Consider the following 25,200-nt stretch of genomic DNA (forward strand, 5'->3'; position numbering starts at 1 on the left):
GTGCATAGCGCAGGCGCTCGACATGGTCGACTGACCATGTCATTTAACCGTGTCTATTGACGAGGTCGTCTGTCAAGCCGTTCCTGCCGGACGTTCGCAGGGTCTTCCGGGTTCCGCAGCATGACTGTGTCATTCAATACAGTCGCACGACATGTTCGCTCGACAAAGTCGTATGTATGTTGGTTGGTGACTGCTGGAGTGCAACGAAAGGCACGCTCATGACTCAGGTGTCCGTAGGCGCGGCGCGGGCGATCCCCGAGCGCCCCCCGCTGCCCCTCGTAGGCCACGCGTTCAACGTTCCGGCGGGCGCGGACTTCCTGGCCTACCTGCTGAAGGAGTTCAGGGAGTTCGGGCCCGTGTACCGGCTGCGGCTCTTCGGGAGGGACACCGTCATGGTCGGCGGTCTGGACCTCGTGACCGAACTGTCGGACGAGAGCCGGTTCCGCAAGCACGTTCACACCGACCTGGTCGAGGTCCGGGCTCTGGCCGGGGACGGTCTGTTCACCGCCTACAACCACGAGCCGAACTGGCGCAAGGCCCACGACATCCTGATGCCCGCGTTCTCGCTCGGCTCGATGCGCAGCTACCACGCCCCCATGCTCCAGGTCGCCCGGTCGCTGATCGGCAAGTGGGACCGGCTGGCCGGAGTGCAGTCGGTGGACGTGCCCGACGAGATGACCCGGCTGACCTTCGACACGATCGGCCTGTGCGGCTTCGGCTACGACTTCGAGTCCTTCCGCCGCGACGACCTGCACCCGTTCGTCGAGGCCATGTCCCGGGCCCTGGTCTTCGCTCAGGAGAAGGGCGAGTCCATCCCGGGCTCCGAACTGTTCAAGAGGAAGAAGGTCGAGCAGTTCCGCGCGGACATCGACCTGATGACGGACCTCGTCGACGACGTGATCAGGGAGCGCCGTGCCTCCGGCGACACCAGCACGGACGATCTGATGGGGCTGATGCTGCACACGAAGGACCCCGCCACCGGTGAGCTCCTGGACGACGTCAACATCCGGCACCAGGTGATCACCTTCCTGATCGCCGGCCACGAGACCACCAGCAGTGCGCTCTCCTTCGCCCTGTACTACCTGACCAAGCATCCGGAGGTGCTCGCCCGGGCCCAGGCCGAGGTGGACGCCCTGTGGGGCGACACCGAATCCCCGGACCCCCAGTACGGCGACATCGGCAAGCTCACCTACATCCGCCAGGTGCTCAACGAGAGCCTGCGGCTGTGGCCGACGGCGCCCGCGTACGCCGTCGAGCCGATCGAGGACACCGTCATCGGCGGCAAGTACCCCGTACGCAAGGGTGAATCGCTCATGGTGATCGCCTCAGCTCTGCACCGCGACGCGACCTGGGGGGAGAACGTCGAGCTGTTCGATCCCGAGCGCTTCACGCCCGAGCGGGAGGCGGCCCGTTCGGTGCACGCCTTCAAGCCGTTCGGCAGCGGCGAACGGGCCTGCATCGGGCGCCAGTTCGCGCTGCACGAGGCCACCCTGCTGCTCGGCCTGCTGGTGCACCGCTACCGCCTGATCGACCACACCGACTACCAGATGAAGATCAAGTCGACGCTGACGATCAAGCCCGATGGCTTCAGCCTGAGGCTCGCCCGCCGCACCAGCGACGAACGGCGCCTGCCCGCCGCCGCGGCGGCGGACCCCGCCGCGGGCCGGACCGCGGCCGTGACGCGCCGGGCGAGCGGCACCGCGCTGACGCTGCTCCACGGTTCCAACCTCGGCACCTGCGCCGGCATCGCCCGCGACCTCGGCACGGACGGCGAGGAGCACGGCTTCGCCCCGACCGTCGCCTCCCTCGACCAGTACACAGAGAGGCTGGCCGACTCCAACGGCCCCGTCGTCATCGTCGCCGCCTCCTACAACGGTCGCCCGACCGACGACGCCGCCGGGTTCGTCGCCTCCCTGGAGAACCTCGCCCCCGGCTCGCTCACCGGGCTGCGGTACGCCGTCCTCGGTGTCGGCGACCGCAACTGGGCAGCCACCTACCAGCGGATCCCCACCCTGATCGACGAGCGTCTGACCGCCGCCGGCGCCGTCCCGCTCCTGGAGCGCGGCAGCGCCGACGCCTCCGGCGACTTCGGCGGAGTGGTCGACCAGTGGACGGAAGACCTGTGGAAGGCGCTCCTGGAGGAGTACGGCGAGGCGACCGCCGGTGAAGCGGTCGGCCCCGCGCCTGAGGCGGAAGGGGAAGGACTGTACGAGCTGGAGGACACCTCGGAGTCGGTCCTCGGCGGTCTCGCCGAACGGCACGGCGTCCAGCCGATGGAGGTCCTCGAAGCGTACGAACTCGTCGACACCGACCACGAACTGGGCCGCTCCAAGCGGTTCCTGCGGCTCCGGCTGCCCGAGGGCGTCACCTATCGCACCGCCGACCACCTGGCCGTCCTGCCCAGCAACCCCGAGGCCCTCGTCCAGCGCGTCGCCGACCGCTTCGCCCTCGACCTGGACCGCACCGTCCGACTGCGCGCCCGCCGCCGCAGCCGGGGCGCCCTGCCCGTCGACCGGCCGCTGACCCTGCGCCGCCTGCTCACCGACTTCGTCGAGCTCCAGAACGCGGCCACCCAGGAGCAGGTCGCCGTGCTCGCCGAGTACACCGCCTGCCCGCCCGAGAAGCAGCCGCTCACCGCCCTCGCCACCGCCGATCCCGAGACCTTCCGGGAGCAGGTGACCGTCGCCGGGCTCGGCGTCCTGGACCTCCTGGAGCGCTACCGCGCGTGCGAGCTGCCCTTCGAGAGCTTCCTGGAGCTCCTGCCTGTGCTGCGTCCCCGGCACTACTCGATCTCGTCGTCCGCCGCGGCCCGGCCCGGCGAGGCCGATCTGATGGTGTCGCTGCTCGCCGCGCCCCACCGGTCGGGCGAGGGCACCTTCCGGGGCATCGCCTCGCACTTCCTGCAGACCGTGGACGCGGGCGACGTGATCCAGGCCCGGGTCCTGCCGTGCAGCGAGTCCTTCCGTCTCCCCGAGGACACCTCCGTGCCGGTGATCCTGGTCAGCGCGGGCACCGGCCTCGCGCCGTTCCGCGGCGCCGTCCTGGACCGCCACCACGCGGGCTCGACCGGCACCTTGCTCTGCTACTTCGGCTGCGACCACCCCGACGTGGACTTCCTGCACCGGGAGGAGTTCGAGGCGGCCGAGGCCGCCGGCGCCGTCAGCATGCGTCCCACCTTCATGCACGCGCCCGAGAACGGCGCCCGTTTCGTCCAGGAGCGCATCGCCCGCGAGAGCGAGGAGGTGTGGTCGGTCCTGGAGGCCGGTGGGCGCGTCTACATCTGCGGCGACGGCCGTCGCATGGCCCCCGCCGTGCGGGAAGCGTTCATGGCGATCTACCGCGAGCGGACCGGCGCGAGCGACGAGCGGGCCGTGGCGTGGCTGGCGGAGCTCGTCGCGTCCGGACGCTACGTCGAGGACGTCTGGGCCGGCTGATTCTCGCAAGGAGGAAGAAACGGTTGTGGGCGCACCTGGAAAGGTGCGCCCACAACCGTTCTCGCGTCGTGTCAGGCCGTCGGTACGTCCGGAAATTCGAGGTCCCCCCTGGCCAGCGCCACGGTTGCGGCCACGAGCGCCCTGAGCCCCGTCCGCTCGGTGGCGTCGTCCGGCAGGGTCTGGAGGACCTGCATGGTGAGTCCGTCGAAGCCGGAGAGGAAGAACCGGGCCACCGTCTCGGGGGACTCGGCCAGTTCCTGCCCTGCCCTCTCGGCCGTCTCCGTGATCACCTGGGCGGTCACCTCTACGACCCGCCGGTAGTGGCTCTGCCGGGCCTCGTTGAGACCGGGCACGCGCAGGGCGAACAGGGTCAGCTCGCTGAGCAGCTGGTGGTGCGACGTCGGCTCGCGCACGGTGCCCCACAGGGCACCCGCCAGGGCGCTGAAGGTCTCCTCGAAGCCCGCGTTCTCCGGCGCCGCCCGCTGCACCTGCGCGACCAGCTCGTCGGTGATCTGGTCCATGACAGCTCGGTACAGGTCCTCCTTCGTGCCGAAGGTGTAATGGACGGTGGCCTGCGCGACGCCGAGCTCCGCGGCGATGGCGCGGGTGCTCCCCGCGGCGACGCCCTCTCGGGTCATGAGGTCGATGGCCGCTTTGATCAACTGGGGGCGGCGCTCCGCCGCGGAAACATGAGCCATGCGTTCACTATATCGACTTAGTCGATCGATCAAGTCGGCCCCCAGCAGGCGTTACGTCACCTCGGCGGTCGACGCGCTGTCCGCGGGAAGGGCCTGCTCGGCCCAGATGACCTTTCCCTCGCGACCGTGCCGCGTCCCCCAGCGCTCCGCGCACTGGGCGACGAGGAGCAGGCCGCGGCCGCCTTCGTCGTAGATCCGGGCACGGCGCAGATGCGGGGCGGTGCTGCTGGCATCGGAGACCTCGCAGGTGAGAGTCGACTGGAGGATCAGTCGCAGCTGGATGGGGCTCTTGCCGTAGCGGATCGCGTTCGTGACCAGTTCGCTGACGACCAGCTCCGTGGTGAAGGAAAGTTCCTCCACCCCCCAGGTCGTCAGGGCGTCGGAGGCGAAGCGTCGGGCCCCGGACACGGCCGCCGGATCGGGCGGGAGGTCCATCGTGGCCACGTGGTCCGGGTCGAGGGCACGGGTCCGGGCGACGAGCAGGGCGACGTCGTCGGCGGGGCGGCCGGGCAGCAGTGCGGCCAAGAGCCGGTCGCAGATCTCCTCCAGTGAGTCCGGCGCCGAGGTGAGGACGTCGTGCAGCGTGGCGAGTCCTTGGTCCACGTCACGCGTGCGGCCGGCGATCAGCCCGTCGGTGTGCAGGACCAGCAGGCTGTCCTCCGGCAGCTCGAACTCCGCCGTCTCGAAGGGGAGTCCACCCAGGCCGAGGGGCGGTCCGATCGGTACCTCGGGCGACTCGACCACCCTGGCGGCCCGGGCGGTCCCGCCCCGCGCCGGGGAGGTCACCACGGTCGGCGGGACATGTCCGGCACTGGCCAGGGAGCACCGGCGGGAGACGGGGTCGTAGATCGCGTACAGGCAGGTGGCGCTGGTCTCGCCCGCGTTCAGCGACTCCTCGCGCTGCATACGGATGACCACGTCGTCCAGATGCGTGAGGAGTTCATCGGGCATGAGATCGATGTCGGCGAAGGCGCGGACGGCCGTGCGGAGCCGGCCCATGGTGGCGGCGGCGTGCAGGCCGTGACCGACCACGTCGCCGACGACCAGCGCGACGCGGGCCCCGGACAAGGGAATGACGTCGTACCAGTCGCCGCCCACGCCGGCGCGGGACCCGGCGGGCAGGTAACGCGAGGCCGTTTCGACGGCCGAGTGTTTCACCGTGTTCCGCGGCAACAGGGTTCGCTGGAGGGTGAGCGCGGTTGAACGCTCATGGGTGTACCGGCGTGCGTTGTCGATGGACACCGCCGCCCTGGAGACGATCTCCTGAGCCAGCAGGAGATCGTCGTCGTCGAAGGGGGCCGAGGTGCGATGGCGTACGAACTGCACCAGGCCGAGGATCTCCCCGCGGGCGTGCAAAGGCACAAGGAGTACGGAGTGAAGACCGAGGTCGCGCAGTACCCGGCCGTGGGACTCCGACGGCGCCACCCACCTGGGCATCTCGGTCCCCGCGATGTGGTGCAGGACGGATCGTCCGGTGGTCAGTGCGCGAACCGGTTCAGAGTCGTCGGGGTAGTTGTGGGTCCCACCGACGTGGAGCGGGGACTCCGGACAGTCGTCGAGGACGGAGCGCTGGGCGACGCGGCGCTGCACCAGGGCCTCCGGCGGACCGGTGCCGGTCTCCTCGAGTGCGGAGTCGAAGAGGTCGACGGTGACGAAGTCGGCGAAGCCCTCGGTGCAGACCTCCGTCAGCTCCTCCGCGGTACGGGAGATGTCGAGCGTGCTCCCGATCCGCTTGCTCGCCCTGTCGGTGAGGGCGAGCCGACGCTGTAGCAGACGGTCGCGTTCCTCTTGGTAGGCGGCGACGACCTCTTCCGAGGAACGGTCTACGTAGTCGAAACCGATCGCGACCAGCCTCATCGTGGCCTGGTTGATCATGTGCCAGTCGGTGGTGAGGCGGGGCGCTTCGGCCTGCAAATGTTCGAGCAGGCTGAGATGGCCGAGCCGGTAGGCACGGAGGAGCCGGCTCACGGGGAGCCCCCGCCGGGCGTAGAGGCGGGCGATGTCCAAGGCGGCCGGAGGAGCTGGCGGCACGCTCGCGCCAGGGCGGGTCTCCAGGAGGTCCAGCAGGGCGGTGACGTGCTGGGCTGTCTCCTCCAGGGTCAGGGCCTCGATGTCCTCGTTCTCCCACAGCTCGGGGAACTCGCCGTTCAGACGCTGGAGCAGCAGGCCGGCCAGCTTCTGCACCTGTGGTCTGAGGTGCCGGGCCAGCCGACCGAGGAACGCATCGACCTCGGTTCCCATAGTGCGAATGTATGGGAAAGCCATGGTGTGCGCTCCTCGGACGGCTGTGGCGGCCTCTGATCGACCCGGACCTCAGAGACCGAGGTGATCGCCCAGGTCGGCGTAGTCGACCTGCCACAGGCCGGGGGAGCCCGTGGGGTACTGGGAGCGGAAGCCGAGCACGCGCTGGACGCGCGGCGAGAGCGTCTTGGCGAGGTCCCTGTCGACCAGGAAGGGGTACGCCTCCTCGCCGGTGAGGAAGCCCGCGTTGAACGTGAAGGCGAGGCCACGCCGGTACTCGTCGCCGGTCCGGTTCGCCCCGCCGCCGTGCGCGGTCTTGCCGCTGATGAGAAGGACGTCTCCGGCGTTCATGACGGCGGGGATCGTCTGCTCGGGGGTCCCGCGGTCCTCGAAGTCGCTCCAGTGGTTGCTTCCGGGGATGACGCGGGTGGCGCCGTTCTCCTCCGTGAAGTCGGTCAGGGCGACCAGGAAATTGATGGTGACCTCCGGGCCGCCGGGCCCCATGCCGATGAACGGGAACCAGTTCTCCAGGTCGCGGTGGAGCATCTGCGCCTTGTTGCCGGGGCCGATCTCGATCACCTGGGCGGTGGTCATCCAGTACGTGCCCGACTCCTGGAGGAAGACCAGGTCGCTGATCTCGTGGACCAGGGGGTGGTCGATGACCTCGCTGCGGAACGTGGCGCTGTGCGTCACCAGGTTCGTGAGGCGCTTGGTGTTGCTGCCGTGGAACGCGGCCACGATGTCGTCCTCGTGGGTGGACCCCGGGGCGAGCGCCCGCAGCGGCTGCTCGATCTCGGCGTTGAAGCGGACGATCTGCTCCTGCGTCAGGAAACCCTTGATGACGACGCCGCCGTCACGGGTCACGATCTCGAGGATCTCCTCCGTCGGCGTGTCGTTCGCCACGGACGTCAGTGCCTGGGCCTTCTTCTGTGTCGTCATGTGTGTCCTCTTCCTCGATCCGAAGCGCGGTTGTTCGACCGTGTGATCAGCCGCGGGCGTTCCGTCTTCCGGGGCCTCCCGCGCGTCGTCCGCGCGAGGGCACGGCGTTTCCGCGTTGTTCCTGTGGCGGTCGTCTCACTGTCGCCAGCCGGTACCGCAGGCGAGAACGACAGCGGGCACCTGCTTCGCCCGGGCCCGGTGCACGATGCACAGTCCGGCCGCGGGCACGGCGGAGCTATCCGCTCACGGGGTCCTTGCCGGAGCCGATGCGAGCTCCGGGGGCGCTACGGGCAGAAGCGGGTCCCGGCGCCGTGTGCCGGTGGTGTGTGGTCCGCTCCCAGGGACGCGCGCTGCCGAGCCATCCGAGGAGGAAGGCCGCCGGTACGGAGACCAGGCCGGGGGTGTGGAGCGGGAACAGGTTGAAGTCCTGCTCCGGCAGCAGCGCGTATTTCGTCCCGGACACGGCGGGGGAGGCGAGGGTCAGGAGGGTGCACAGGGACAGCCCTCCGTAGACGAGCCACAGCAGCCCGCGGTGAGTGAAGCCGCTCCAGAGGAAGGAGTAGACGACCGCGGGGAACACACAGGTGGCCGCGAGGCTCAGCGAGAAGGCGAGGAGGAACTCGATGGGATAGCGATGTACGGCGGTGGTGAGGAGAAGGCTCACGGCACAGAGCGCGACAATGGACAGCCGCAGGACTGCCGGCTCTCCGATCCCGATCCGGCTACGGCCCTTCCGCCCGAGCAGGTCGCGGGTCACGGAGACGGCGGCGGCGAAGGTCACGCTCGCCACGGCCGTGAGCACGGCGAGGAAGGCGACACAGGCCACGAGGGTGATGAGCACGACCCGGCCGGTGGAGTGGTGGGGGAGCACCTCCGACGCCAGGAGGATCGGGGCGCCCTGGCCCTTCGCGTCGACCGCTCCGATCCGTCCGCCGCCCACCACCGCGGCTGCGGCGAAGCCGGTCGTGATCAGGAGCAGGTAGAAGAGGCCGGTCAACCCGACGGCGACGCTCAGTGAGCGCCGGGCGGCGGGCACGTCCCGGCTGGCGCTGACGCGCAGGAGCAGGTGGGGCATCATCGCGGTTCCGAGGATGACGACGATGTGGTCACTGAGCGTGCCGAGCGGTCCGCCTCCGGCGGAGTGCTCCCACAGTCCGGGGCTGAGGTATCCGCCCGGTGACACGCTCTTGTCCATGGCCGCCGACAGCAGGGATCCGGGACTCCAGTCGAAGAGGCGGAGCGCCAGCAGGGTCACCGCGGCGAGCGTCACCAGGGCCACGGGCACTTTGGCGACCTGCACGAAACTGGTGCCGCGCAGATCGGCCACCCCTGCGAAACACGTGACCAGGAATCCCATCAGCACTGTGCACACCACCTGGGCCCGCTCGCTCGGCATGCCGATCAGAAGGGCGGTGGTGATGCCGCCGGCCCGTAGTTGCACCATGAGCAGGGGCACGGCGATGCACAGTGTCACCACGGCGCCGGCGATCCGTACTCCCGGCCCCTCGGCGCGCAGGGAGAACAGCTCGCCCAGGGTGTAGCGGCGGGTCGCGCGAATCCTGGAGGCGAGGAGCAGGAAGACGCCGAGTGCGAGGGCGCTGTCGACGGCGGTCGAGACTCCGTCGTAGCCGAAGAGAGCGATCGCTCCCGGCAGCGAGACCAGGATGATGACCGTGATCTGTTCTCCCGCCATCGCGACGCCGTTGAAGACGGGCGGGAGGGACCGGTCGGCGACGTAGAGGAGTTCCGGCTCGTCGTCCTGCGTGGCGAGCGTGAAAACCCACAGCAGGCAGAGGCCGATGAAGACGAGGAAGACGCTGATGACCGCGCCCCTCGCGGCGGTGCCGATGAGATCGGGCGAGCCGACGCTCAGGAGGTGCGTCGTCACCACGCGCCCCCGGCCGAACGGGAGGCGGCAGTCGTCGCCGAGGCCGGTTCGAAGGAGGACGCGGCCCGGTTCTCGTACCACCAGGTCCCGCCGACGAGGACGACCAGCTGGGTGAATGCCCACGTGATGGCGAGGGTGAGACGGCCGTATACGGAGATCTCTCCGAGGGGTGTGGAGCATGAGAGCAGGACACCGACGGCGAGCGCCAGCGCGTTGACAGTGACCAGCACCCGGGTGTCACGGGGGGAATGCTGGGAGGAATCGGAGGGCACGGGACCTCTCTCGGGAAGAACAAGGAAGACGGACTCGGCGCGAGGGGGCGCGGAACGGTCGCAGCCGTTGAGGACGGGTGAGGGAGCCGGGCAGCCGTGCTCCGTACCGGTCGGAAGCCATGCCGGTGACCGCCGGGGTTCGACGGTGGCGCGGCGTCCGCGGAGGAAGGCGCACCAGTTCTACGGCGAACGACGGCCTCGGCGTGACGTCAGAGCAAGACGACCCGGCCGTGGTGGGGCTGGTGAAGAGCCTCGCACCGCGGGCGTCGGACGTCAGTGGTGGCTGGTCGCCTTCAGGCCGGCGTAGTGCCCGGCCCGCTCCAGGAGCCGGGGGACACCCATTTCGAGCGACGGTCCGAAGACCGTGTCATGAGGACGCTCGCCCCGCTGCCAGCGGGTATGGATGGCCTCGCAGAAGATTGCCGCCTTCCAGAGGGCGAGGGCCTGGTACCAGGGGAGCGGGGTGAGATCGAGGTCTGTGTGGCGCTGGTAGCGCTCTGCCAGTTGGCGCTGGGTGAGGTAGCCGGGGGAACGGGTCACCTTGGTGAGTTCGAGCGGGGTGGCAGGGCTGCCGGCCTCGGACCAGGTGGCGGTGAGGTACCCCAGGTCCGCGAGCGGGTCGCCGAGCGTGGCCATCTCCCAGTCGAGGATCGCGAGGACCTCGGCCGGGGCCTGCGGGGCGAACATGAGGTTGCCCATGCGGTAGTCGCCGTGCACCACCGAGGCCGCCTGGCTCGTCGGCAGGTTCTGGGCGAGCCAGTCCGCGATGCGCTCCACCGCGGGCAGGCTGCGGGTGGTGTTGACCTCCCAGAGGCCGCGGAACCGCTCGACCTGCCGCCGGAGGTACCCCTCGGGCAGGCCCAGGGAGGCGAGTTCCCCTCCGGACACGTCAATGCCGTGCAGGGCGACGAGGGTGTCGACGACCGCCTCGCTGGTCAGCCGGCGCTGTTCGGCGGGGGAGAGGTGGGGCGGGATCGTGTTGGTGACGATCGTGCCGTCGAGCCGGGACATGAGGTAGAACGGCACGCCCAGAACGTCCTCGTCCTCGCAGACGGCGAGGATCTCCGGCACCGGCACCCCGTGCCCGTGGAGGATCTTCTGGATGCGTGCCTCGCGCACCATGTCGTGCGTCGACTTCGGCAGCGGCGGGCGCGGGCCGCGGCGCAGGACGACGGACTCGCCGCCGCGTTCGATCAGGTAGGTGACGTTGGAGTGGCCGTCGCCGATGCGTTGCCACGCGATCGGCCCGCTGCCGATGCCGTGTGCGTCGAGGAAGCCGGTGACCGCGTCGAGGACCAGGAGGGGAGGGCTGTCGAGATGACGGGCCCGCTCGCGGCTCGCGACGACTTCCACGCCGTCGGGGACGGTGTGCATCACGCGCCCCCGTCCCGGCCGACGACGGCGTCGCCCAGGTATCGCTCACCGGCCTGGACGGTGGCGCGCCGACCGGCCGAGGCACGGCGTGCGATGGCCCACCGGTGGGTCTCGTTCGAGCCGTCGTAGATGCGGAACGGGCGGACCTCGTTCAGGTACTGGGCCAGCGGGAGTCCGTCGGAGACGCCGTCGCCGCCGCAGATCTGGACGGCACGGTCGATCACCCGGTAGATCGCCTCCGAGCAGTGGACCTTCGCGACCGAGGACATCGCGGAGCCCGCCTTCGGGGCGCTGTGCAGCAGGGCCGCGGTCTTGGTGATGATCGCGTCGGAGGTCTCGATGTCGATCACGGACTCGGCGATCAGGTGCTGGGCCAGGCCGAGCGAGTCGATCGGACCGCCGAACAGCTCCCTCTTCCCGGCCCGGTCCAGCGCGATGTCGTGCGCCCGGCGTGCCAGTCCCAGCCACCGCATGCAGTGGGTGAGCCGCGCGGGGCCGAGCCGTACCTGTGCGTACCGGAAGCCGAGTCCGACCTCGCCGAGGACCGCGTCGTCGGGGACGAAGCAGTTCTCCAGGTACAGGTGCGGGTGGCCGCCGTCGATGGCGCGGTCGACGGTGTGGATCGCCTCGCCGATGCGGATCCCGGGGTTCATCAGGTCGACGAGGAACATGGTGGCCCCCTCGGGGGAGCCGTCGACGGCCGGGGTGCGCGCCATGACGATGCAGAACGCGGCACCGACGGCTCCGCTGGTGAACCGCTTGTGGCCGTCGATGATCCAGCCGCCGTCGGCGCGTACGGCGGTGGTCCGCAGCGCCGCCGGGTCGGATCCCGCTCCGGGATGGGGCTCGGTCATGCCGAAGCACGACCGGACGTCGCCGGCCGCCAGAGGCGCGAGGTAGTGCTTCTTCTGCTCCTCGGTGGCGATGAGGTTGAGCATGTGCATGTTGCCCTCGTCGGGGGCCATGCAGTTGAGCACGCTGGGGCCGATCGGCGAGTACCCGGCCTCCTGGAGGATCGGTGACCAGTGTTCGAGGGGCAGGCCCTGCCCGCCGTACTCCTTCGGCACGAGCGGCGCGAAGACGCCGGCCTCCTTCGCCGCGGTCTGCAGCCGGTCGCGCGTGGTCTGGTCGAGACGTCCGCCCGGTACGGGCTCCGCGTCGACGACGACCTCACGGATGAACCGGCGCGTGCGCTCACGCAGCTCCGCGAGCTCCGGCGGAAGGTCAGGGGTAGTCATGGCTGTCCTTTGTGGGAGGGGCGAGGTCGTTACGCGGTGCCGCCGGCGACCGTGAGGCCGCCGTCGACGGTGAGGACGTGGCCGGTGACCCAGGAGGAGTCCTCCGAGGCCAGAAAGGCCACAGCGGAGGCGACGTCCGACGGCTCGCCCAGGCGCCGAAGGGGATAACCCCCGGCGACCTCGGTCTCCTTGCCCTCGTACAGCGCTTCGGCGAACCGCGTCTTCACCACGGCGGGGGCCACGGCGTTGACGCGGATCTCCGGGCCGAGCTCCACGGCCAGGGTCCTGGTCAGGTGGGACACCGCCGCCTTGCTCACTCCGTAGAGGCCGATGCCGGGTGACGGGGTGTCGCCGGTGACGGAGGAGAGGTTCACGACGGTGCCGCGGCGCTCGGTGAAGCCGAGCTTCGGATGGGCCACGGCGTCCTGGACCCAGGCGAGGGTGGCGAGGACGTTGACCTCAAGCACCTTGCGGGCGACGTCGAGGTCCAGGCCGACGACGGGACCGTAGGCCGGGTTGATGCCCGCGTTGTTCACGAGGACGTCCAGTGCGCCGAACTCGCGCGCGACGGTGTCGAAGACCTCGCGGCGGTGCTCGGGGTCGTCCGCCCGGCCGGCGACGGTGATGACGCTGCCCGGGGGAAGCGCGGCGGCGGCCTCTTCGAGCGGTCCGGCCTTGCGTGCCGTGAGGCACACGCGCGCACCCTCCGCGACGAGCCGTTCCGCGACGGCGAGACCGATGCCCCGGCTCGCTCCGGTCACGACGGCGGTGCGGCCCGCGAAACGGCCCCGGTCGGTGTGGTTCTCTCTCATGGATCAGTCCTTCAAGGGGAATTCGGCCCCGGGCCGTCGGGGCCGCGGAGCTCGGCGCGCCGGATCTTGCCGCTCTGGGTCTTGGGCAGGTCGGCGAGGAAACGGATCGAGCGGGGGCACTTGTAGGCGGCCAGCCGGTCGCGGGAGAAGGCGATCAGTTCTTCCGCCGTTGCGTGCAGACCCGCCTTGAGCGAGACGTAGGCGACGACGGTCTCGCCGCGGTAGGCATCCGGCTGTCCGACGACGGCGGCCTCGAGGACCGAGGGGTGTTCATACAGAGCGTCCTCGACCTCGCGCGGCCAGACCTTGTACCCGGACACGTTGATCTGGTCCTTGAGCCGGTCCACCAGGTAGACCCAGCCCTCTTCGTCCATGACGGCGACGTCGCCGGTACGGAGCCGGCCCTCCGGCATGGTCTTGTGGGTCGCCTCTGGCTTGTCCCAGTAGCCGGGCACGACCTGCGGCCCACTCAGTTCGAGTTCGCCCTGCTCCCCGCTCGGCACCGGCTCACCGTGCGGGTCGACGACGCGCGCGGTGAGGTGCGGCAGGGGCTTGCCGATGGACAGCGTTCCGCTCGGCATGTGCACCGGCGCCCGTTCTCCCGGCGGCACGGCGATGACGGCGGACGTCGTCTCGGTCATTCCGTAGCCGTTGTGGAGGTAGACACCGAACCGTTCCTGGAACCGCTCGACGGTGGCCGGCGGGATCGGTGCGCCGCCCGAGTACAGGGCCTTCGCCGAAGCGAAGTGCTCCGGTCCGGCCTGCGGCAGCTCGTAGATCGCGTTGTACGCGGTGATGGAGCCGATCGTGTAGGTCACGCCGTGCTCGGCGAAGGCCTCCAGGGCGACCTCGGGGTGGAACCGGCCCGCCAGGACCAGCGTGGTGTCGGTGAGCAGGGAGATCGTCGCGTTGACCACCGCCCCGGTGATGTGGAACAGCGGGGCCATGGCGAACACGACGTCCCCGTCGCTCACACCCATCCACGACGCGCAGGTCGCCACCACGCTCAGGACGTTGCCGTGGGTGTTCATGGCACCCTTCGGCGGCCCCGTCGTCCCCGAGGTGTACGTCAGGAACGCGACGTCGTCGCGGGTCGGCTCCACGGGCGAGGGGCCGCGGCCCTCGAACCCGCGGATCAGGGCCACCAGGTCGCCGTCCGGGGCCGGGGCGTGGCGTTGTGTCGTCGCGAAGACCCTTGGATCGTTCCTCGACTGGTAGTCCCGTGCCGATGTGCTGATCAGCCATCGCATCGTGCTTCCCGCCAGCGTGCCGAGCGTCTCGTGGACGTCCTCGTCCGCGCAGACGACGCCGACCGCCCCGGAGTCCTCGATGATCCGGCGGAGTTCCCGGCCCCGGTACATCGGGTTGAGTCCCAGGGCCGTGGCCCCCAGCTTCCACAGGGCCAACAGCACCAGCGCGTACTGCGGGACGTTCTGCAGGTACACCCCGACGCGGTCGCCCCGGCCGGTCCCGCGGGCCTCGAACGCGGCGGCCAGGGCGTCCGACGCCGCGTCCACCTCCCGCGCCGACAGGGCACCGTCGAAGAAGCGGAGCGCGGTGCCCTCCGGGTTATTCGCGACGCGTGCCTTCCAGGCGGCCACGAGCGAGCCGGGTGTCGTGTCCGGCCCCGTACCGGACCCGTCGGGGGACGTGTCCCGCCGCCCGCCGTCATCCACTGTCATCTGCCGTCCTTCCCATCCGTGTCCACGCGCTCGGCGCGCCGGTCACGTGAGTTCGCGCTTGAGGATCTTTCCGGTGGAGGTCATCGGCAGCGTCTGCACGACCTCGACGATGCGCGGGTACTTGTAGGCGGCCATCTGCTCCTTGCCCCAGGCGACCAGCTCGTCGGGGCGGGCCTCGGTGCCACGCTCGAGGATGACGAACGCCTTGATCTCTTCGCCGTGACTCTCGTGCGGCACGCCGACGACCGCGGCCAGGCTGATCGCCGGGTGCGTCATCAGGACCTCCTCGATCTCGCGCGGGTACACGTTGAAGCCACCGCGGATGATCAGGTCCTTCGCCCGGTCGACGATGTAGTAGAAGCCGTCCTTGTCCCTGCGGGCCAGGTCGCCGGTGCGGAACCAGCCGTCCCTGACGGCTTCGGCGGTGGCCTCGGGACGGCCGTGGTAGCCCTTCATCACGTTGTGGCCCTTGACCGCGATCTCGCCGATGGCGCTGCCTGAGCCGTCGTCCTCGACCTCCGACCAGTCCGCGTTGACGAGCTTGACCTCGACGCCCCAGATCGGCACGCCGATCGCCCCGGGCCGGGGCTCCCGCGCCGGATCGCTGAAGGTCACCACCGGCGAGGTCTCGGAGAGGCCGTAGCCCTCCAGGACCTGGACGCCCAGTCGCTCCCTGACCTGCTTGATGAGTTCCGCGGGGAGCGCGGCGCCGCCGGAGACGCCGACGCGCAGGTTCCTCGCGATCCTCTCGACGTCGACGTCGTCGGTGAGCGCCTGCAACAGGCCCCACCACATGGTGGGGACGCCCGCGAAGACGGTGATGTCCTCCCGCTGCATCAGGGACACCGCCTGCCGGGCGTCGAACCGCGGCAGCAGCACCAGCGTGCTCGCCGTCGAGAAGCCGGCGTTCAACTGCACGGTCGCGCCGAAGGAGTGGAACAGTGGCAGCACGACCAGATGGGTGTCCAGCGCCGGCCGGTTCTCCAACAGCTGGTTGACCGCCAGGGCGTTGAGCACCAGGTTGGCGTGGCTGAGTTCGGCGCCCTTCGCCTGCCCTGTCGTACCGCTCGTGTAGAGCAGCACGGCCGGGTCGTCCCCCGACGTCCCGATGCTGTCGAACGTCGTCGCGGTGCCCCGCAGTGCGGCGCCCATGGTCTCGACGCCCTCGATCGGGCTCTCCGCCGCGGGATCGGCGGTGATGAGGAAGAAGTGCTCGCAGCCCGGGGTTTCGGTGAACCCGGCGTGTCCCTCCGCACCCATCGGCAGGCCCTCGCCGCCCTCGAAGCAGAAGTACGCCTCCGCCTCCGAGTCGGCGAGGTGGTAGGCGACCTCCCGGCCCTTGAGCAGGACGTTGAGGGGGACGACGACGGCACCGGCCTTTAGGATCCCGTAGTAGACGATCGGGAACCAGGGCACGTTCGGACAACTGAGCGCGACCTTGTCGCCGGGCCAGACGCCGCGGTCGACCAAGAGGTTGGCGACCTGATTGGCGGCGGCGTCGATCTGGGCGTAGGTGAGACGCGACGGGCCGAGGACGACCGCGTCCCGGTCCGGGTACGTGCGGGCGGAGTCCTCAAGCAGGACCGAGAGGTTCAGCATGGTGTCTTCCGGGAGGGTGGACCGGGCCAGGCCGCGGGGTAACGGAACACGCGGCATGGCCCGGAGCGGGTGGGGGTTACGCGTGGCTCGACGCGGACGTCACAACTGCCGCAGGAGCCGGTCGAGGGCCTCGGCCGTCGCCTCGATGTCGGCGGTGGTGTGGGCCGTGCTGAGGAAGACCTTTCCGGACGGCATGAACAGGAAGCCCTGACGCAGCATCCCTTCGAGGATCACCGCCCAGAGCCCGCTTGTTCCGTGGAGGCCCGTGGTGCCGCCGTCGGGGACGTACTGGAGGAGCGAGCCGACCCGGTTGAAGCTGCCGAAGCCGGGCGATGAACCGAGAACGGCGCCGACGAGGGCTTCGAACTCGGACGAGGTCCGCTCGAGTTGCTCGTAGACCGCGGGATCGGCCAGGACGCGCATCGTCGCCGCGACGGCCGCCAGTGCGATCGGGTTGGCGTTGAAGGTCCCGGCGTGAACGACGCCGGACGTCACCTGGTCGACCAGCTCTGCCCGGCCGACGACGGCGCTCTGGGTGAAGCCGCCGGCCATCGCCTTGCCGAAGACGGACAGGTCGGGAAGGACGCCGTACTTCTCGGCCGCCCCGCCACGGGCGATCCGGAACCCGGCGATCACCTCGTCGAAGACGAGGACGACGCCGTGCCGGTCGCAGAGACTTCGCAGCGTCGACAGGAACCGCGGTGTGGGTGCTTCGACGCCCGCGTTGCTCATCACCGGGTCGACGAGCACGGCCGCGATGTCGCGCTCGACGGCCTCGCTCAGCAAGCGCTCGGCCAGCCGCACGTCGTTGAAGCGCGCCACGACCAGGTCGTCGAGGACGCTGGCCGACTGTCCCGCCCCACCGGGGGTGGCGGGGCGATCGCAGCCGTCCTCGGACATCCCGGCGTACACGGTGTCGTGCCAACCGTGGTAGCTCTTCGCGAACTTGAGGACGCGGCGCCGCCCGGTGGCGGCGCGCGCGAGGCGCAGCGCCACCTGCACCGCCTCGGTCCCCGTGTTGCTCCACAGCAGTCGCTCGCCGTGCGGCACCGCTTCGAGGACCGCTTCCGCCGCGAGGTACTCCAGCGGATGGCCGGTGCCGACGACCTGCATCTTCTTCGCGACCTCGGACACCGCTGACAGCACGCGCGGGTCACCGTGACCGAGGACGAGCGGCCCCCAGGCCATCACGTAGTCGACGTACCGGTCGCCGTCCAGGTCCCAGACGTGTGCGCCCCGCGCCTCGCGCACGAAGAGCGGATGGGGTGGCATCGCGGCGCGCAGGCCCGACCCCACACCCCCGCCGACGCTGCGGCGGGCTCGCTCGAAGGCCGAGCGTGATGATTCCAGGGCCATGAGATCGCCCCTGCCTTTCAGTACGTGATCACCGAGCGGATGCCGATGCCGCGCTTCATCTGGTCGAACGCCTCGTTGACGTCCTCCAGACCGATCACGCTCGTCACCAGGGAGTCGAGATCGATGCGGTCGTTCACGTAGTGGTCGATCAGCAGCGGGAAGTCGGAAGCCGGCTTGCTGGAGCCGTAGTTCGAGCCGATGAGCGAGAGCTCCTGATCGGACATGACGAAGGGGTCGATGGAGACCTTCAGGCCGTCCGCCACCTGCCCGGCGACCACCGCCGTGCCACCGCGGGCCAGGACCTCGTAGGCCGACTCGATGGTGCGGGGCAGCCCGATGGCCTCGATGGCGATCTCCACACCGCGTCCGTCGGTGAGCTGTCGCACCCGGTCCGCGAAGTCCTCGCGGGCGTTGTTGATCAGGTCGGTCGCGCCGAAGACGCGCGCCTGCTCCAGCTTCTCGTCGGAGATGTCCGCGGCGATGATCTTCCGCGCGCCGGCGAGCCGGGCACCCTGGATCGCGTTCAGGCCGACGCCGCCGCAGCCGAGGACCAGCACGGTGTCGCTCGGACGCACGCCGGCCGTGTTGACGGCCGCGCCCACACCGGTCGTGACGGCGCATCCGACCAGGGCCGACTGCGGGAACGGGGCGTCGTCCCGGATGGCGATCGCGCCCGATTCGGGCACGAGGGTGTACTGGCCGAACGTTCCCAGGCCCGCGAAGCTGAGTATGTCGCCCCCGCCGGCGGACGTGATCCGGGGCCGACCGTCGAACGAAAGGTGGTTCGCCGAGTGCTGGCTGACCATGTCGCAGAGGACGGGCCTGCCGCTGATGCAGTAGCGGCAGCGGCGACAGGAAGGCGTCCAGGACAGCACGACGTGGTCGCCCTTCTTCAGCGTCGTGACGCCCTCGCCGACGCTCTCGACGATCCCGGCTCCCTCATGGCCGAGGATCATCGGCGTAGGAACCTCCCATTCGCCCAGGAGGACGTGGAGGTCGCTGTGGCACACCCCGCTTGCCCGGAGCCGCACGAGCACCTCGCCGGGCGGAGGCGTCGAGGGGATCGTCACTCGCTCGATGGTCAGCGGTTCGTTCGGCGTCCTGAAGACGGCGGCGTCGAACTCGATCGTCATGAAAGTCTTCCTTCCGTGTTTTGGGGCGATCACGTCCGAGCGGTACGGATGAGCTTCTTGTTGGCGAACTCGTCGATTCCCGCCCGGCCCAGCTCGCGACCGAACCCGGACAACTTGACCCCGCCGAAGGGCAGTTCCGCGCTTTCGAGGCCGACGCCGTTGATGAAGACCATGCCTGCGTCGATCCTGTCGGCGACGCGCAGCGCCTGCTCGGCGTCCGTCGTGAACACGTAGGAGCCCAGCCCGTACGGGGTGTCGTTCGCCAGCTCGACGGCCTCGTCCTCGGAGGCGACGCGGTAGACGGTCGCGACGGGGCCGAAGAGTTCCTCGGCGGCCGACGGCGACGTCGGCGAGACGCCCGTCAGCACGCCGGGCGGGAAGTACGCCCCTTCGCGCTGTCGTGCGGAGACGAAGGTCGCCCCTTCCTCGACGATTCGCTCGACCTGTTCCTCGACGTACTCGGCGGCGGCGACCGAGGAGAGCGGCGCCAGGTCGTCGGTCAGTGCGAGCACCTTCTCGGTGAACCTGTCGAGGAAGGCGTCGTAGACGTCCTCGGCGACGATGAAGCGCTTCCCGGCGTTGCACGCCTGCCCGGCGTTCTCGAACCGAGCCTCGACCGCCGCCTGGACCGTGGCGTCGAGGTCGTCGGTCGACAGCACGATGAACGGGTCCGAGCCGCCCAGTTCGAGCACCACCTTCTTGAGGCTGCGCCCGGCCTTCTCGGCGACCTCCGCGCCGGCCCGCTCCGAACCGGTGAAGGAGACGCCCTGCACGCGGGGGTCGGCGATGGCGCGGCCGATCTGCCCCCCGGTGGCGTGGACGTTGACGTAGCAGCCCTGGGGGAAACCCGCGTCCGTGAACAGCTGCTGGAGAGCCGCGGACGACTCCGGACACTGCGATGCGTGCTTGAGCACGATGGTGTTGCCCAGCGCGAGGTTGGGCGCGGCGAACCGGGCTACCTGGTAGTACGGGTAGTTCCAGGGCATGATCCCCAGCAGCACGCCGACCGGTTGGCGGCGGATGAAGGCGGTGCCCTCTCCCTCCAGGAGCTCGATCGGTTCGTCGGTGAGGAACTTCTCCGCGTTCTCGGCGTAGTACCGGTAGATCGAGGCGCTGAACTCGACCTCCCCCACGGCCTCGTCCACCGGCTTGCCCATCTCCCGGTGGATGATCTCGGCGAGCTGCCGGCTGCGCTCGTCGTGCAGGGTGGCGACGGCGTGCAACAGCTGGGCGCGCTGTGCCACGGAGGTCTGCCTCGACCAGCGGGCGTAGGCGTCGGCCGCCGCGTCGAGCGCCGCGTCGACGGTCTCGTCCGTCGCGGTGGGGTACTCCTTGACCAGCTTGCCGGTGGCCGGGTCCACCACCGCGTATACGTGCCTCTTCGCCATATTGACTCCTTGTTGATGTGACGGGTTCATGCGAGGGCCCCAGTCGCGGGGGTCGGGTTCGCGTCCGAGGCCGCGTTGCGGTCGTGCAGTGCGCGGTAGGCGCGGAAGTAGACGAATCCCTGGGTGCCCCAGGTCGCCAGCGCGGCGGTGTAGAAGATCGTGCGGTTCGCGTCGTCGAACGGCAGGGGGAAGAAGTCGTAAGTGATCGCGATGGTGGTCCCGGCGGCCGTGACCAGTCCGGTCCAGACCGCCGGCCACCTCGCGCCCGCGCCCCAGAGCCGCTTGACGAAGTAGCAGAGGAACACGGCCGTGAGGAGGTTGACGACGACGTAGAACACGGAGACCCAGAACGCACCGCGGTCGGCGTGGAGATCCGCGCCGTGGAAGGGGCGGAGGAACAGGGCGGCCACGATCGCGACCCCGAACACGGCGACGTCGACACTGCGGCTCGGCTTGTAGCGATGGGTGACCTTCATCAGGCCCAGGACCAGGATGAGGGTGATGCCGACCGACCTGGAGAACGCGTCGAAGAAGTACGCCACGTCGTACAGCACGCTGTCGCTCTCGGCCCCGAGCAGCGACCAGAGCAGGAAGTTGGTGCCCGACGTCGCGACGACCATCCACTCGAGACCCAGGAGGTAGTTGCCGTAGCGGCCAATGAACTTCCAGCCGTAGAAGTAACCGGCGAAGATCATCCACAGGTCGGCCAGCAGGAACAGCGTCTCCTTCATCGGGACGCCCCCTCTCGGACGTCGCGAGTCAGCAGGGTGATGACGCTCTCTGCGGTGCGCTGGCCCGTCAGAACCGCGCCGTTCATGGTTCCGGCCCATTCGCCGGCGGTTTCGGAGCCCGCCCAGTGGACGCGCCCGTGGGGCTCGCTCAGCGCCTTGCCGAAGCTCGTGGTCGCGTAGGGGGCGACGGCGGGATTGGGGCCGCCCGGGGCGAAGGGCTCCCCTCCCCAGCAGTGGTCCACGTAGTCGATCGGGGTGAGCGCCTGCGGACCGTAGAGGTCGGCGAGCTGCCGGACCACCCGGTCGCGTCGGGCCCCGGGGCCGAAGCCGTCGAAGACGCGCGGATCGCAGAAGGCCATCAGGACGCCCGGTCCGCCGGGGGCGGGGGACACGTCGAAGGTGATGAACACGGTTCCGGTGTCGGTCACCGCCTCGCCAGAACAGCCGTCGGCCCGCCAGAACGGCCTCTCGTAGGCCACGAACGCCTTGCTCAGCACGCCCATGCGCCAGGTCCGCGTGAGCCCTTCGCCCCGTTCGGACAGAGCGGGCTCGAAGGCGATGGCGGCGCGGTGCGCCGGCGAGACCGTGACGATCGCGTACCGGGCCCGGAGCGCGCCGGAGTCGGTGCGGACGGTGACGCCGTCGTCGTCCTGCGCGATGCGGCGCACCGGTGTCTCCAGGCGCACGCGGTCACCGAGCCGCTCCGCCACCCGCTGGGCGATCTCCTGGGTGGTCTCGACGATCCGGTCCTGCTGCTGACCGCCCTCGACGTCCAGCATGTGATCGAGCCCGCCCGCCGAGCGGATGTAGCGCATCGCGTGCAGCAGGGAGACGTCTCCCGGGGTGCAGCCCCACTGCACCTTGCTGATGACGGTCATCAGCGCACGGGTGCCGGGCAGCGCGTTCTTCCGGTCGAGCCACTCGCCGAACGAGAGGGCGTCGAGCCGGCCGGCCCCGGGCGTCTCCCACGCGGCGTTCACGTCGATGGTCGCGACCAGCTTGTTCACCGCCGCCTGCATGCGGGCCATGTCCACCAGGGCCGCGGGGGAGACCTTGGGAATGGTGCCGCTGTAGGTGCGGCGCCGGCCCGCCATCCACAGCACGTTGCGGCCCTGGGCGAACTGGTCGGTGGTGGTACACCCCACCCGGCTCGCGAGGTCCCGGACGGCGGTGTGGCGCCGGGCCACCCACGTCGCTCCGAGGTCGACCTTCACGCCGGCCACCTCGCCGGAGAGCGAGCGGCCTCCGACCCGGTCGCGGCCTTCCACGACCAGGACGGACCGCCCCGTGCTCACCAGTCGCTCCGCCGCGCTCAGACCGGCGAAACCGGCACCGACGACCACGACGTCGACCGTGGCGCTCCCGGAGCGGGGCTCACGAGATCCGGACATGGCTTCCTCCTTCGCCCACGCGGTTCGCGTGCTGCGCGATGTAGGTCGTGACGGGGCCGACGAGGGACTCGGGGAGGTGATGGCCCATGCCGGGGATGACCACGTGCTGTGCCGAGCGGATCGCCCTGACGGTCGCGGCGCCGCCGCTCGGGCTCACCAGCGGGTCCCGGTCGCCGTGGATGACCAGAGTCGGAGCGGTGATGCTGCTCAGCTGGGCCGTCCGGTCTCCGGAACGCTGGATGGCCTGGATCTGGCGCGCCGTGCCTGCTGCAGGGTCGCCGGCGCTGCGGTCCCATCCGCGAGCCGCGATGGCCGCCTCTGCCGCGTCGTCGATGGGGTGCCCCGTTCCCGCGACGTGCCGGGTGAGCCTCAGGTGGGCACGGACCGCCGCGGTTCTGTTCCTCGCGGGCGGGGCGGCGAGGAGTCTGATCGTCGACAGAGCGGGCTGACCGACCTTGCGCGCCCCGGTCGTGGAGTAGAGGGAGACCAGCGACCGGACCCGCTCGGGTGCTGTGGCCGCGATCGTCTGCGCGATCATCCCTCCCATCGACCGCCCGACCAGGTGCACCCGCGCGATCCCGAGATGGTCGAGCACGCCGACGGCGTCCCGGGCCATGTCGGCCAGCGCGTACGCGTCGCCGCGCGGACGCGCGGCGATCTGGCGCCAGGTTCCTGGAGGGGGCGCGGCGACGAACGTCGACTGGCCCACGTCACGGTTGTCGATCGCGACGACCCGGAATCCCTGGGTGACGAGGGAGTCGACGAACGAGTCGCCCCAGAAGGTGAGGTCCTCGCCCAGTCCCGCGATGAGCAGCATCGCGGGGTCGTCCTGGTCGCCGTGGTCCCGGAAGCAGATCGTCATCCCGGACGGCAGGGTCGCGTACTGGTCGCCGCCCTCGGCGGCGCTCGTCTCAGGCACGGGTGGCCCGCCTGTCACCGGGCGCCGGCGCGGCCGCCCGGCGGGCGCCGAACCGGAGGTTCTCGTCGGCCACCGGGCCGCGCAGCGCCCTGGCGTCCTCGGGGTAGGACATCGCCATCCGCCAGGGCTTCTCGGGGCCCTGCTTGGGCATGAGCTTCTCGCCGCGCTTGGCGTATCCGGCCTGGAGGTCCATGACGGGCCTGCGCTTCGTCCCCGATGGCGCGACCGGAACCACCGTGTCGTATCCGCGGGCGTCCATGTGGCGGACGAGATCGATGAAGTAACGACACATCAGGCTCACCTTGAGCGTCCAGGACGAGGTGGTGTAGCCGATCGCCATAGCCCAGTTCGGCAAACCGCTCAGCAGCATGCCGCGATAACAGAGCGCGTCGGCGATGTCGACCTGGCGCCCGTCCACCACGAGGGGCATGCCGTCGAAGAGCCGAAGGTTCAGCCCCGTCGCGGTGACGATGATGTCGGCTTCCAGTTCCTCACCCGATGCCAGGACGACGCCGTGCTTGCTGAACCTCGCCACGGCGTCGGTGACGACGGAGGCCCTTCCTCCCTTGATCGCGTCGAAGAAGTCGCCGTTCGGTGCCACGCACACCCGCTGGTCCCACGGGTCGTACGGGGGGTTGAAGTGCTTGTCGACGTCGAATCCGTCGGGCAGTCGCTTGATGTTCTCGCGCCGGATGAAGGCCCGTCCGGCCTTGGGGAAGGTTCGCAGACCCTTCACGACGGCGTGTTCGGTCCAGATGTTCTTGAACCGTGTCACGGCGTACCCGCGCTCCTCCCCGAGCAGCTTCGTGAGCGCCAGCGCGACCTTGTCGACGCGGGGGAGCGCCATGACGTAGGTGGGGGTGCGCTGCAGCATCGTCACGTGCCGGGCGGCGCCCGCCCCGGTGGTCATGGCCGGCACCAGCGTGATCGCGGTCGCGCCGCTGCCGATGACGACGACCTTCTTGTCGCTGTAGTCGAGATCCTCGGGCCAGTGCTGCGGATGGACGATCCGGCCCTCGAAGTCGTCGCGCCCCGGGAACTCCGGGGAGAACCCCTCGTCGTACCGGTAGTAGCCGGTGGCGGCGAAGACCCATCCCGCGTGGATCGTCCTGGTCCGGGTCGCTCCCGTGGCGGAGTCCGACGTCTGGACGGTGAGGGTCCACCGTGAGTCCGCCGTGGACCACTCCGCGCGGACGACCCGGTGGCCGAGCCTGAGGACGCGCTCCAGGCCGTTCTCCTCGACGGTCTCGTGGAGGTACTCCTTGATGAGGGGAGCGTCGGCGATCGCGGCTTCGTGGCGCCAGGGCTTGAACGCGTATCCGAACGTGTGGAGGTCGGAGTCCGAGCGGATGCCGGGATAGCGGAACAGGTCCCACGTGCCTCCGATGTCGTCGCGCGCTTCCAGTACGGCGAGCGACTTGTCGGGCAGCTCCCGGCTGAAATAGGTGGCCGCGCCGATCCCGGAGATTCCGGCTCCGATGATCACCACGTCGAATTCCTCGACGGCGTCCAACACCTCAGCTGTCATGGCGTTTCCTCGCTGTTCCTGTGGCGGTTACCTCACTGTCGCGAGCCGCGACCGCCTGCGAGAACGACAGCGGGCACCTCCTTCGCCAGGGCTCGGTGCACGATGCACAGGCGGACCGGGCCGCTGCGCCCCTACGGTGTCCGACGTTCGGGCGGAGGCCCCGGTCGAGCCCGGGGCCCGGCCCTTCCGGGAGGGCGGTCGAAGACGACCGTCCAGCGGCGTCTTGCTGCCGCGGCCATTGCGGGAGCAAGACCGGGGTGGTGGAGGTTTGCCCCCGCTGTTTAGTGGTACTAAACAGCGGGGTCGTGGTCATGCGCGGAGACCGAACCCGCTGTCGTCACGACCTCGCCGCGTGCCGGGACCCACAGGTGTATCGAGCCGCGGGAGATTGCCGCCGTCGCTCCCACGATCGCCGCCGTCACTCCCGCGATCGCGGCCGAGCGGAAGCGGCCGACGACCCGGAACCCGCACGGGGCCACGTCTTCTCGGGCGGCAGGAGCCGCCTCCTGCCGCTCCGGCTCAGCCACCGCGAGGGAGCCGCACCTGTTCGTTCGCGCAGGCGTACCGCTCCACGCAC

The 25,200-nt window shown here is 70.1% G+C and carries 19 protein-coding genes; 1 reads left to right on the forward strand and 18 read right to left on the reverse strand.

Translation table 11 applies throughout. From position 1 onward, the window contains the following. The first annotated feature begins 218 nt into the window (after nt 1-218). Nucleotides 219-3,434: a cytochrome P450 gene (locus tag ABZ070_RS01300; protein WP_356628602.1), complete on the forward strand. Its 3,216-nt coding sequence runs from the start codon at nt 219-221 to the stop codon at nt 3,432-3,434. A gap of 71 nt (nt 3,435-3,505) precedes the next feature. On the opposite strand, the gene ABZ070_RS01305 is transcribed toward ABZ070_RS01300, so the two are convergent. The 18 genes from ABZ070_RS01305 to ABZ070_RS01390 form a co-directional block, all read right to left on the reverse strand. Continuing rightward, entirely contained in the window at nt 3,506-4,132 is a 627-nt protein-coding gene (locus tag ABZ070_RS01305; protein ID WP_356628604.1) for a TetR/AcrR family transcriptional regulator, read from the reverse strand. 51 nt (nt 4,133-4,183) lie between these two features. Beyond that, complete coding sequence (locus ABZ070_RS01310; RefSeq protein WP_356628606.1) at nt 4,184-6,397, reverse strand: SpoIIE family protein phosphatase; 2,214 nt, start codon at nt 6,395-6,397, stop codon at nt 4,184-4,186. Between the two features lie 48 nt (nt 6,398-6,445). Continuing rightward, on the reverse strand, nt 6,446-7,312 hold the full coding sequence (locus ABZ070_RS01315) for a phytanoyl-CoA dioxygenase family protein (RefSeq protein ID WP_356628608.1): 867 nt from the start codon (nt 7,310-7,312) through the stop codon (nt 6,446-6,448). A gap of 235 nt (nt 7,313-7,547) precedes the next feature. Further along, nucleotides 7,548-9,200 (reverse strand): transporter, encoded by a 1,653-nt coding sequence (locus ABZ070_RS01320; protein ID WP_356628610.1) that lies wholly within the window; start codon nt 9,198-9,200, stop codon nt 7,548-7,550. Further along, a complete protein-coding gene (locus tag ABZ070_RS01325) occupies nt 9,197-9,472 on the reverse strand; it encodes a hypothetical protein (protein ID WP_356628612.1) in 276 nt (91 codons plus the stop codon). Before ABZ070_RS01325 ends, ABZ070_RS01320 begins: the two co-directional genes overlap by 4 nt. Before the next feature lie 273 nt (nt 9,473-9,745). Further along, nucleotides 9,746-10,846 (reverse strand): phosphotransferase family protein, encoded by a 1,101-nt coding sequence (locus tag ABZ070_RS01330; RefSeq protein WP_356628751.1) that lies wholly within the window; start codon nt 10,844-10,846, stop codon nt 9,746-9,748. Continuing rightward, nucleotides 10,846-12,084 (reverse strand): acyl-CoA dehydrogenase family protein, encoded by a 1,239-nt coding sequence (locus ABZ070_RS01335; protein WP_356628615.1) that lies wholly within the window; start codon nt 12,082-12,084, stop codon nt 10,846-10,848. The genes ABZ070_RS01330 and ABZ070_RS01335 overlap by 1 nt, the downstream gene beginning before the upstream one ends. Nucleotides 12,085-12,113: 29 nt before the next feature. Next, the gene (locus ABZ070_RS01340) at nt 12,114-12,896 is read right to left on the reverse strand and encodes an SDR family oxidoreductase (protein ID WP_356628617.1); all 783 of its coding nucleotides are present in this window, start codon (nt 12,894-12,896) and stop codon (nt 12,114-12,116) included. 11 nt (nt 12,897-12,907) lie between these two features. Beyond that, nucleotides 12,908-14,578 carry an AMP-binding protein gene (locus ABZ070_RS01345; protein ID WP_356628619.1) on the reverse strand — a complete coding sequence of 557 codons (1,671 nt, stop codon included), beginning with the start codon at nt 14,576-14,578 and terminating at the stop codon, nt 12,908-12,910. Nucleotides 14,579-14,620: 42 nt separating this feature from the next. After that, nucleotides 14,621-16,177: a long-chain fatty acid--CoA ligase gene (locus ABZ070_RS01350; protein ID WP_356628621.1), complete on the reverse strand. Its 1,557-nt coding sequence runs from the start codon at nt 16,175-16,177 to the stop codon at nt 14,621-14,623. A 99-nt stretch (nt 16,178-16,276) separates the two neighbouring features. Beyond that, a complete protein-coding gene (locus ABZ070_RS01355; RefSeq protein WP_356628623.1) occupies nt 16,277-17,533 on the reverse strand; it encodes an aminotransferase class III-fold pyridoxal phosphate-dependent enzyme in 1,257 nt (418 codons plus the stop codon). Between the two features lie 17 nt (nt 17,534-17,550). After that, nucleotides 17,551-18,666, reverse strand: a complete 1,116-nt coding sequence (locus ABZ070_RS01360; protein ID WP_356628625.1) for a Zn-dependent alcohol dehydrogenase — start codon at nt 18,664-18,666, stop codon at nt 17,551-17,553. A 29-nt stretch (nt 18,667-18,695) separates the two neighbouring features. Beyond that, a complete protein-coding gene (locus tag ABZ070_RS01365) occupies nt 18,696-20,054 on the reverse strand; it encodes an NAD-dependent succinate-semialdehyde dehydrogenase (RefSeq protein WP_356628627.1) in 1,359 nt (452 codons plus the stop codon). Between the two features lie 26 nt (nt 20,055-20,080). Then, nucleotides 20,081-20,785 (reverse strand): transporter, encoded by a 705-nt coding sequence (locus ABZ070_RS01370; protein ID WP_356628629.1) that lies wholly within the window; start codon nt 20,783-20,785, stop codon nt 20,081-20,083. Continuing rightward, the gene (locus ABZ070_RS01375) at nt 20,782-22,176 is read right to left on the reverse strand and encodes a flavin monoamine oxidase family protein (RefSeq protein ID WP_356628631.1); all 1,395 of its coding nucleotides are present in this window, start codon (nt 22,174-22,176) and stop codon (nt 20,782-20,784) included. The genes ABZ070_RS01370 and ABZ070_RS01375 overlap by 4 nt, the downstream gene beginning before the upstream one ends. Further along, entirely contained in the window at nt 22,160-23,095 is a 936-nt protein-coding gene (locus tag ABZ070_RS01380; RefSeq protein WP_356628633.1) for an alpha/beta fold hydrolase, read from the reverse strand. The genes ABZ070_RS01375 and ABZ070_RS01380 overlap by 17 nt, the downstream gene beginning before the upstream one ends. Further along, nucleotides 23,088-24,623: an NAD(P)/FAD-dependent oxidoreductase gene (locus tag ABZ070_RS01385; RefSeq protein ID WP_356628635.1), complete on the reverse strand. Its 1,536-nt coding sequence runs from the start codon at nt 24,621-24,623 to the stop codon at nt 23,088-23,090. Before ABZ070_RS01385 ends, ABZ070_RS01380 begins: the two co-directional genes overlap by 8 nt. A gap of 290 nt (nt 24,624-24,913) precedes the next feature. Further along, nucleotides 24,914-25,150, reverse strand: coding sequence for a hypothetical protein (locus ABZ070_RS01390; RefSeq protein WP_356628637.1), 237 nt, complete (start codon nt 25,148-25,150; stop codon nt 24,914-24,916). Nucleotides 25,151-25,200: the final 50 nt, after the last annotated feature.

Source organism: Streptomyces sp. NPDC006283, assembly GCF_040613325.1.
Lineage (GTDB): Bacteria > Actinomycetota > Actinomycetes > Streptomycetales > Streptomycetaceae > Streptomyces.

Excerpts from the sequence above, each read along its gene's own strand:
- ABZ070_RS01370 (WP_356628629.1), bottom strand. The coding sequence starts at position 20,785 with ATGAAGGAGACGCTGTTCCTGCTGGCCGACCTGTGGATGATCTTCGCC.
- ABZ070_RS01315 (WP_356628608.1), bottom strand. The coding sequence starts at position 7,312 with ATGACGACACAGAAGAAGGCCCAGGCACTGACGTCCGTGGCGAACGAC.
- ABZ070_RS01355 (WP_356628623.1), bottom strand. The coding sequence starts at position 17,533 with ATGGCCCTGGAATCATCACGCTCGGCCTTCGAGCGAGCCCGCCGCAGC.
- ABZ070_RS01305 (WP_356628604.1), bottom strand. The coding sequence starts at position 4,132 with ATGGCTCATGTTTCCGCGGCGGAGCGCCGCCCCCAGTTGATCAAAGCG.
- ABZ070_RS01375 (WP_356628631.1), bottom strand. The coding sequence starts at position 22,176 with ATGTCCGGATCTCGTGAGCCCCGCTCCGGGAGCGCCACGGTCGACGTC.
- ABZ070_RS01350 (WP_356628621.1), bottom strand. The coding sequence starts at position 16,177 with ATGCTGAACCTCTCGGTCCTGCTTGAGGACTCCGCCCGCACGTACCCG.
- ABZ070_RS01300 (WP_356628602.1), top strand. The coding sequence starts at position 219 with ATGACTCAGGTGTCCGTAGGCGCGGCGCGGGCGATCCCCGAGCGCCCC.
- ABZ070_RS01345 (WP_356628619.1), bottom strand. The coding sequence starts at position 14,578 with ATGACAGTGGATGACGGCGGGCGGCGGGACACGTCCCCCGACGGGTCC.
- ABZ070_RS01385 (WP_356628635.1), bottom strand. The coding sequence starts at position 24,623 with ATGACAGCTGAGGTGTTGGACGCCGTCGAGGAATTCGACGTGGTGATC.
- ABZ070_RS01340 (WP_356628617.1), bottom strand. The coding sequence starts at position 12,896 with ATGAGAGAGAACCACACCGACCGGGGCCGTTTCGCGGGCCGCACCGCC.
- ABZ070_RS01310 (WP_356628606.1), bottom strand. The coding sequence starts at position 6,397 with ATGGCTTTCCCATACATTCGCACTATGGGAACCGAGGTCGATGCGTTC.
- ABZ070_RS01365 (WP_356628627.1), bottom strand. The coding sequence starts at position 20,054 with ATGGCGAAGAGGCACGTATACGCGGTGGTGGACCCGGCCACCGGCAAG.
- ABZ070_RS01360 (WP_356628625.1), bottom strand. The coding sequence starts at position 18,666 with ATGACGATCGAGTTCGACGCCGCCGTCTTCAGGACGCCGAACGAACCG.
- ABZ070_RS01330 (WP_356628751.1), bottom strand. The coding sequence starts at position 10,846 with ATGCACACCGTCCCCGACGGCGTGGAAGTCGTCGCGAGCCGCGAGCGG.
- ABZ070_RS01335 (WP_356628615.1), bottom strand. The coding sequence starts at position 12,084 with ATGACTACCCCTGACCTTCCGCCGGAGCTCGCGGAGCTGCGTGAGCGC.